At 32.2% G+C, this 8,294-nt stretch carries 7 protein-coding genes and 1 pseudogene; all 8 read right to left on the reverse strand.

Annotated features, from left to right (window positions below; translation table 11 throughout):
- Positions 1-313, reverse strand: a pseudogene (locus GQ540_RS07465) (N-acetyl-gamma-glutamyl-phosphate reductase); the annotation flags it as partial.
- Positions 314-315: 2 nt separating this feature from the next.
- Positions 316-1,497 (reverse strand): argininosuccinate synthase domain-containing protein, encoded by a 1,182-nt coding sequence (locus tag GQ540_RS07470; RefSeq protein WP_291799614.1) that lies wholly within the window; start codon positions 1,495-1,497, stop codon positions 316-318.
- Between the two features lies 1 nt (position 1,498).
- The gene (locus tag GQ540_RS07475; RefSeq protein WP_291799616.1) at positions 1,499-2,116 is read right to left on the reverse strand and encodes a GNAT family N-acetyltransferase; all 618 of its coding nucleotides are present in this window, start codon (positions 2,114-2,116) and stop codon (positions 1,499-1,501) included.
- Between the two features lie 408 nt (positions 2,117-2,524).
- A complete protein-coding gene (ilvA, locus tag GQ540_RS07480; protein ID WP_291799617.1) occupies positions 2,525-3,787 on the reverse strand; it encodes a threonine ammonia-lyase IlvA in 1,263 nt (420 codons plus the stop codon).
- Between the two features lie 24 nt (positions 3,788-3,811).
- Complete coding sequence (ilvC, locus tag GQ540_RS07485) at positions 3,812-5,284, reverse strand: ketol-acid reductoisomerase (RefSeq protein ID WP_291799618.1); 1,473 nt, start codon at positions 5,282-5,284, stop codon at positions 3,812-3,814.
- Positions 5,285-5,426: 142 nt separating this feature from the next.
- Positions 5,427-5,948 carry an acetolactate synthase small subunit gene (gene ilvN / locus GQ540_RS07490; protein WP_291799620.1) on the reverse strand — a complete coding sequence of 174 codons (522 nt, stop codon included), beginning with the start codon at positions 5,946-5,948 and terminating at the stop codon, positions 5,427-5,429.
- 2 nt (positions 5,949-5,950) lie between these two features.
- Entirely contained in the window at positions 5,951-7,684 is a 1,734-nt protein-coding gene (ilvB, locus tag GQ540_RS07495) for a biosynthetic-type acetolactate synthase large subunit (RefSeq protein WP_291799622.1), read from the reverse strand.
- Between the two features lie 4 nt (positions 7,685-7,688).
- Positions 7,689-8,294, reverse strand: a 606-nt coding sequence (locus tag GQ540_RS07500; RefSeq protein WP_291799625.1) for a dihydroxy-acid dehydratase, incomplete at its 5' end; no start/stop codon positions are given.

The raw sequence follows: 8,294 nt of genomic DNA on the forward strand, positions 1-8,294 counted from the left end.
CATCATTTTCTAATCTAAAGTCGTTGCTTAAATCAATAATTTTAGTGTTCTTAGAAAATTGATGTTGTTCTAAAAACTTTTTAGAATTTCCGTGCCCCAAACATAAAAACAACACATCAACTTCAGAATTTATGGTGTCTGTAAATTTTAAATCTAACGAACCCAATAAATCTTGATGTACATTGTAAATATAATTTCCTGCATTTGAAGTACTATACACAAAATTTAAAGCCACTTTTGGATGATTAATTAGTAACCTAATTAACTCACCTGCCGTATAACCTGCACCACCAACTATTCCAACTTTTATCATAATTATGAATTTACGCTGTGATAAATTTTATTTGCTGTTCCCAAAATTTTAATAAAGCCTTTTGCATCTTCTGCAGACCACGCTTTATTTGTTTCTCCGTATTCACCAAATTTAGATTTCATTAAATCGTGTTTAGATTCTATTCCATTTAAACTAAAGTGATATGGTTTTAGTGTTACAAAAACTTCCCCTGTTACCATTTCTTGAGAACTTTCTAAAAATGCTTCAATATTACGCATTGCAGGCTCAAAATATTGACCATCATGTAATAACATTCCGTAGGTACTCCCCAATTGTTCTTTTAGGTTTTGTTGCCATTTAGACAATACATGTTTTTCTAACAAATGATGTGCTTTTATAGTTACCACTGCTGCTGCAGCTTCAAAACCAACTCTTCCTTTAATTCCAACAATAGTATCACCTACATGAATATCTCTACCAATTGCATATTTAGAAGCCAATTCTTCTAGCTTTAAAATAGTATTTACCGGTGTATCAATTTCGTCATTCAATCCAACTAATTCTCCATTTTTAAAATGAAGTTTTACATCCGTTGGTTCCGTCTTTTCTAACTGACTTGGATAGGCATCTTCTGGTAATGGTTGATGTGATGTTAAGGTTTCAACACCACCAATACTTGTTCCCCAAATTCCTTTATTTATGGAGTATTTTGCTTTTTCCCACGGATAATCAACACCGTGTTTTTTTAAATATGCTATTTCTTCTTGTCTAGATAATTTTAAATCTCTAACAGGTGTAATAATTTCAATTTCAGGAGCCAAGGTTTGAAAAATCATATCAAATCTCACCTGATCATTTCCTGCTCCAGTACTTCCGTGTGCAATGTATTTTGCGCCAATTTCTTTTGCATATTCTACAACTTCAATGGCTTGAAAAACTCTTTCAGCACTTACAGAAAGTGGGTACGTATTATTTTTTAACACATTTCCAAAAACCATATACTTAATAGCCTTACTGTAATATTTATCTAATATATTTTTATTTACGTGAGAAGAAACACCCATTTCGTAGGCTTTTTTCTCTACTACTTCTAATTCACTAGCCGTAAAACCACCTGTGTTCACAAGTGCGCTGTGTACCTCTAAATTTAATTCGTTTAATAAATATTTTACGCAATATGAAGTGTCTAAACCGCCACTATATGCAACTACTACTTTATCCATGTTATTTTTTATTTTTTTTAAGAAATAATGCTTGTTTTATCCTTTTTAATCTGCTTAATACTTTTGAATTGTACGGATGTTCCTTCACCTTTTTATCATAATTTGGATCGTATAACATACCTGTACATAAGCACATTTTTTTATCTGTTCTTAGTAAAACATCGTAATTTTTACACGTTTTACAACCATTCCAAAAAGCTTCATCTGTAGTTAATTCAGAAAAAGTAACTGGCTGGTAACCTAGCTCATAATTAATTTTTAATACAGCCAAGCCTGTTGTAATACCAAATATTTTAGCATCAAGATATTTCTCTTTTGAATACTCTAAAATTTGCTTTTTAATTTTTTTGGCCAATCCTTGATTTCTAAAATTAGGATGTACTATCAACCCAGAATTTACCACAAATGCTTTGTTATCCCACGTTTCTATATAACAAAATCCTGCAAACTCACCTTTGTGAATTGCAATTACAGCATCACCTGTACTAATTTTTTTGGTTATATATTCTGGAGTTCTTTCAGCAATACCTGTCCCTCTAACTTTGGCAGACTCTTTGATGGTTTCACAAATTACTTCGGAAAATTTAATATGTGATATATTGGCTATAACAACTTTCACTAGTTCTTTTTTATATTGAAAATTAAATTTTAATGTTTTTTAACAGGGAAAACGGACTCACCATTTTCAAAAGAATTTTACGCCCTTACGGGGCGACGAGAAAAAAAGCGTACAACCATTATTTCTGAAATAACTATTGTTAAATTTAAAAGAAATACTATGTGAAAAATATGTTGCAAAATTGTTGTTGAAAAATGAAAATTAATAAACTGTTTTTTTGAAAGGGTATTATTAGCGCGCACAGCGATAAACGTCGAAAGAGCGACGGGGAGTATTTACAGTAATATTTAAATTGTTGATTTTCATTGGTACAATAGTACATAAAAAAATTAATATTCTCCTAAGTTTGTTTATTATTTAACAAATTGTTGTTTTTAACTACACTTAATTAACATCATAAATTACTTCCTAAATTAAAAACTGAAACAACTCTGGATTATTATTTAAATATTCACTTAAAAATTCTTTTTGTTTCATTCTCGCTACTAAAGGTTCAAAATCTTCTTTTGAATCCAGTTCAATTCCAACTACTGCTGGTCCTTTATCTCTATTGTGTTTTTTTGTATATTCAAAATAGGCAATATCATCATTTGGTCCTAAAACATCTACTACAAATTCTTTTAAAGCACCTGCACGCTGTGGAAATTTAATAATAAAATAATGCTTTAATCCTTCATAAAACAAAGCACGTTCTTTCATTTCTTCCATTCGGGTAATATCATTATTACCTCCACTTACCACACAAATTACTGTTTTTCCTTTTATACCCTCTTTATAGTCTTCTAGAGCAGCTATAGATAATGCTCCGGCTGGCTCAACAACCATTGCATTTTCATTATACACTTTTAAAATTGTAGAACAAATAAGCCCTTCACAAATAGTGTCCGTAGCGTCTAATAAATCTTTACAAAACTTGTAGGTTAATTCACCCATTCGTTTTACTGCTGCACCGTCAACAAATTTTTCAATAGTCTCTAAAGTTGTATTTTCTCCTTTTTCTAATGAAGTAGTTAATGAAGGTGCTCCTTTAGGTTCAACTCCAATAATTTTTGTGTTTGGACTTAAGGTTTTAAACACGCTTCCAACACCTGAAGCTAAACCTCCACCACCAACTGGCAGAAACAAATAATCTATTTGAGATTTTGCATCATTTAAAATTTCTAAACCAACTGTTCCTTGTCCTGCAATTACTTCTAAATCATCAAACGGGTGTACAAAAGTATTTTTATTTGTTGTACAAAATTCTGCAGCTGCTTTTTGACTATCATCAAAACTATCACCAAAAAGTTGAATTGAAACAAACTCTCTACCAAACATTTTCACCTGATCAATTTTTTGATGCGGTGTTGTAACAGGCATAAAAATTGTTCCGTTAACTTTTAATTTCTGACAAGCATAAGCAACTCCTTGTGCATGATTACCAGCACTTGCGCAAACAATTCCTTTTTTTAATTCGTCTTTTGATAACCCTTGAATTTTATTATATGCACCTCTAATTTTATAAGAACGTACAACTTGTAAATCTTCTCTTTTAAAGTAAATTTTTGCTTGGTAGCGTTCAGAAAAACTCTTCATAAATACCAAAGGAGTTTGTTCTACAACTCCTCTGATATTATGTTGAGCTTTATAAATTTTTTCTAATGAAATGCTATTTTTAGTAGTTGTTTTCATTAAATGGGTTTAACAAATTTTAAATTAAACTATTTTAATCATCGCAGTCATAGACTCACGTAAATACGCTCCAATCTCTTCTACCGGATGATTTCTAATTGCATCATTTACTTCAATTAACTCTTTATTATCCGCACTATTTGAACCATCGTTAAAAGGTTTTCCAACTAAATTACTAGGTGCATTTTTTACATAATCAGCAATTAAAGGCTTACATGCATGGTCAAATAAATAACATCCGTACTCAGCAGTATCAGAAATTACACGGTTCATTTCAAATAATTTTTTTCGTGCAATTGTATTTGCAATTAATGGAGTTTCATGTAACGATTCGTAGTACGCAGATTCTTCAATAATACCTGATTCTGTCATCGCTTCAAAAGCTAATTCCACACCTGCTTTAACCATTGCTACCATTAACACTCCTTTATCAAAATATTCTTGTTCAGAAATTTCAACGTCTGAAGCTTGTGTTTTTTCAAAAGCTGTATCTCCTGTTGCTGCTCTCCAAGTTAATAAATTAACATCATCATTTGCCCAGTCTTCCATCATTGTTTTGGAAAAATGACCAGACATAATATCGTCCATATGTTTTTGGAAAAGCGGACGCATAATATCTTTCAATTCTTCTGAAGCTTTAAATGCTGCTACTTTTGCTGGATTAGACAATCTGTCCATCATATTTGTAATTCCACCATGTTTTAAAGCTTCAGTTACAGTTTCCCAACCGTATTGAATTAATTTTGAAGCGTAACCGGCCTCTACACCTTCAGCAACCATTTTATCAAAACATAAGATAGAACCTGTTTGTAACAATCCACAAAGAATTGTTTGTTCCCCCATTAAATCTGATTTTACCTCAGCAACAAATGATGATTCTAAAACTCCTGCTGTATGACCTCCAGTTCCTACGGCATAAGCTTTCGCATAATCCCAACCTTTTCCTTCTGGATCGTTTTCAGGGTGTACGGCAATTAATGTTGGTACACCAAATCCTCTTTTAAATTCTTCACGAACTTCAGATCCAGGTGATTTTGGAGCTACCATAATTACAGTAATATCTTTACGTATTTGCATACCTTCCTCAACAATATTAAACCCATGAGAGTATGACAACGCAGCTCCTTTTTTCATTAAAGGCATTACTGCAGAAACTACTGCTGTGTGTTGTTTATCAGGCGTTAAGTTAATTAACAAATCAGCCGTTGGAATCATTTCTTCATACGCACCAACGTTAAAATTGTTTTCAGAAGCATTTAAAAACGATTGTCTTTTTTCTGAAATTGCTGCTGGTCTTAATGTATAAGAAACATCTAATCCTGAATCTCTCATATTTAAACCTTGGTTCAAACCTTGAGCTCCACAACCTACAATTACAATTTTTTTACCTTTTAATGCTTCAACACCTCCACTAAATTCTGAAGAGTCCATAAATCTACATTTTCCTAATTGATCTAATTTGTCTCTTAAAGATAGTGTGTTAAAATAATTTGCCATTTTTTAATTTATTTATTTGTTTTATGAAGTTCTTTTAAAAATCGTCATTCTGAACTTGTTTCAGAATCTCATCATATTAATAATCAATTAGTTTGAGAACCTGAAATGAATTTAGATTGACGTAAAACTTACTTTTATCCTTTTAATTTATTTCTGCTAATAATTCTGATATCGCCATTTTAGGTCGAGTAATTGCAATACGTCCAGATCGAACAAACTGTAATAACCCAAATGGTTTCAATTTTTCATACATTCTATTTATATCTTCTTTTAATCCAGATGCTTCAATTACAAAATAACGCTCCGTTATTGCAATTATATGCGCTCTTCTAAATTTTAATTTGTCTTGAATTTTCTCATCATATAAATGCGTTGAAGCAATTTTAAACAACGCTGTTTCATGATAAATTATTTCATCTTCAGTATGATAAAAAGCTCTAATAACTTCTATTTGTTTTTCTAACTGACCAACAACTTTTCTAATTAATGTTTCAGGTACTTCAACTACAAACGTAAATCTATGTACGTTTTCAATTTCAGATTTTGAAACCGTCATACTTTCAATATTGATATGACGTTTTAAAAATATTGCTGAAATACGGTTTAATAATCCTATATTATTTTCAGTATAAACTGAAACTGTAAAATTTTTCTTTTCTTCCATAATTAACTTAATCTTATATCTGAAACACTTGCTCCTGTTGGTATCATTGGGAACACATTATCTTCTTGTTCTATAATAACTTCCATAAAATAAGATTCTTTTGAAGCTATCATTGTTTTTATTGCTGCTGCTAAATCTTCACGTTTAGAAACTCTAACCGCTTCAATATCATAAGCTCCTGCAAGCTTAACAAAATCTGGACTTACCATTTCTGTGGAAGCATATCTTTTATCAAAAAATAATTCTTGCCACTGGCGAACCATTCCTAAATAACTATTGTTCAACACTACTATTTTAACAGGTACTTTTGTTTGAAGAATTGTACCCAACTCATTACATGTCATTTGATAACCTCCATCGCCAATAATTGCAACAACTTCACGATCTGGCGCTCCCATTTTTGCACCAATTGATGCTGGCAACGCAAATCCCATAGTTCCTAAACCACCCGAAGTTACATTGCTTCGTGTTTTAATAAAATCAGCATAACGACAGGCAAACATTTGGTGCTGACCAACATCAGAAACCATAATGGCATCACCTTTAGTTTCTTTGTTAATTCCTTCAATAACTTCTCCCATTGTTAAACCGTCTTTAGTTGGATTTAACTGGTCGTTAATTACAGCTTTCATCTCAACATCATATAATTTATGGAATTCATTCATCCATTCTTTATGTTCAGTTTTATGAACATATTGCATAATTTCAACCAACGATTCTTTAACATCAGCTACAACTGCAACATCTGTTATTACGTTTTTATCTATCTCAGCTGGGTCAATATCAAAATGAATTACCTTAGCTTGTTTTGCGTAGGTTTCTAAATTTCCTGTAACACGATCGTCAAAACGCATTCCAATTGCAATTAAGACATCGCAAGAATTAGTTAGTACATTTGGCGCATAATTTCCGTGCATACCAACCATACCAACGTTTAAAGGGTGTTTAGTTTCTATAGCCGAAAGACCTAAAGCTGTTGAAGCTGAAGGAATATCAGTTTTTTCAATAAAGTTTTTAAACTCTTGTTCTGCACCGCCAATAATAACACCTTGTCCCCAAACTATAAATGGTTTTTTTGCACTATTAATAAGTTTTGCAGCTTCTTTAACTTTATCTATATTTAGTTTTGGTATAGCTCTATAACTTCTTATTTTCTCACACTTTTTGTATGAAAAATCAAACTCTTCAAATTGAGCATCTTTTGTAATATCAATTAAAACTGGACCTGGACGACCCGATTTTGCGATGTAAAATGCTTTTGCAAATACTTCTGGAATTTCACTTGCCTTTGTAATTTGATGATTCCATTTTGTTACTGGAGTTGAAATACCAATAATATCAGTCTCTTGAAATGCATCTGAACCCAATAAATGTGAACCTACTTGACCAGTTATACAAACCAATGGTGTAGAATCTATTTGAGCATCTGCAATACCTGTTACTAAGTTTGTTGCTCCAGGACCTGAAGTTGCAAATACAATTCCTGGCTTACCAGTTACACGTGCAAAACCTTGTGCAGCATGTGTTGCTCCTTGTTCATGACGTGTTAATACATGATGAAATTGATCTTGATACTTGTATATTTCATCATATATTGGCATAATTGCACCACCTGGATAACCATATGCTAAATCAACACCTTCTGCTAATAAACATTTTATTACAGCTTCTGCACCCGTCATTCTAACAGTTTTTTCGGTTATTCCTTTTTGAATATCTTTTTTTAATGTCTCCATATTTTTAAAATTTATCCGTTACACAACCTTCAGAAGCTGAAGAAACGGTTTTAGCATATTTATATAATATTCCTTTTTTATGTTTTAACTCAGGAGCTTTCCAATTCGCTTTTCTCTTTGCCAATTCCTCATCAGTTAATTTTACATTGATGGTTTTAGTTGAAGCGTCAATAACAATTATGTCTCCATCTTCTATCAATGCAATTGCACCTCCTGATTGAGCTTCAGGAGTAATGTGACCTACCACAAAACCGTGTGTTCCACCTGAAAAACGTCCATCAGTAATTAATGCTACAGATTTTCCTAAACCTGCTCCCATAATCATTGAAGTTGGCTTTAGCATTTCTGGCATTCCTGGACCTCCTTTTGGCCCAACATATCTAATTACTACAACATCTCCTCTTGAAACTTTTCCTGCTCCAATTCCTGCATTTGCATTGTCTTCACCATCAAAAACAACTGCTTTTCCTTCAAATAAATTTCCTTCTTTACCACTAATTTTAGCAACTGAACCTTCTAAGGCAAGGTTACCAAACAAAATTTGTAAGTTCCCTGAAGATTTTAGTGCATTCTCTGTTGGATAAATAACTTGTTGATCATCTTCAAAAGT

The sequence above is a fragment of the Lutibacter sp. genome, from assembly GCF_013139515.1.
GTDB lineage: Bacteria > Bacteroidota > Bacteroidia > Flavobacteriales > Flavobacteriaceae > Lutibacter.

Bases quoted from the DNA above. Each gene is read 5' to 3' on its own strand.
- ilvB (WP_291799622.1), bottom strand. From the start codon at position 7,684: ATGGAGACATTAAAAAAAGATATTCAAAAAGGAATAACCGAAAAAACT.
- ilvA (WP_291799617.1), bottom strand. From the start codon at position 3,787: ATGAAAACAACTACTAAAAATAGCATTTCATTAGAAAAAATTTATAAA.
- GQ540_RS07470 (WP_291799614.1), bottom strand. From the start codon at position 1,497: ATGGATAAAGTAGTAGTTGCATATAGTGGCGGTTTAGACACTTCATAT.
- ilvC (WP_291799618.1), bottom strand. From the start codon at position 5,284: ATGGCAAATTATTTTAACACACTATCTTTAAGAGACAAATTAGATCAA.
- ilvN (WP_291799620.1), bottom strand. From the start codon at position 5,948: ATGGAAGAAAAGAAAAATTTTACAGTTTCAGTTTATACTGAAAATAAT.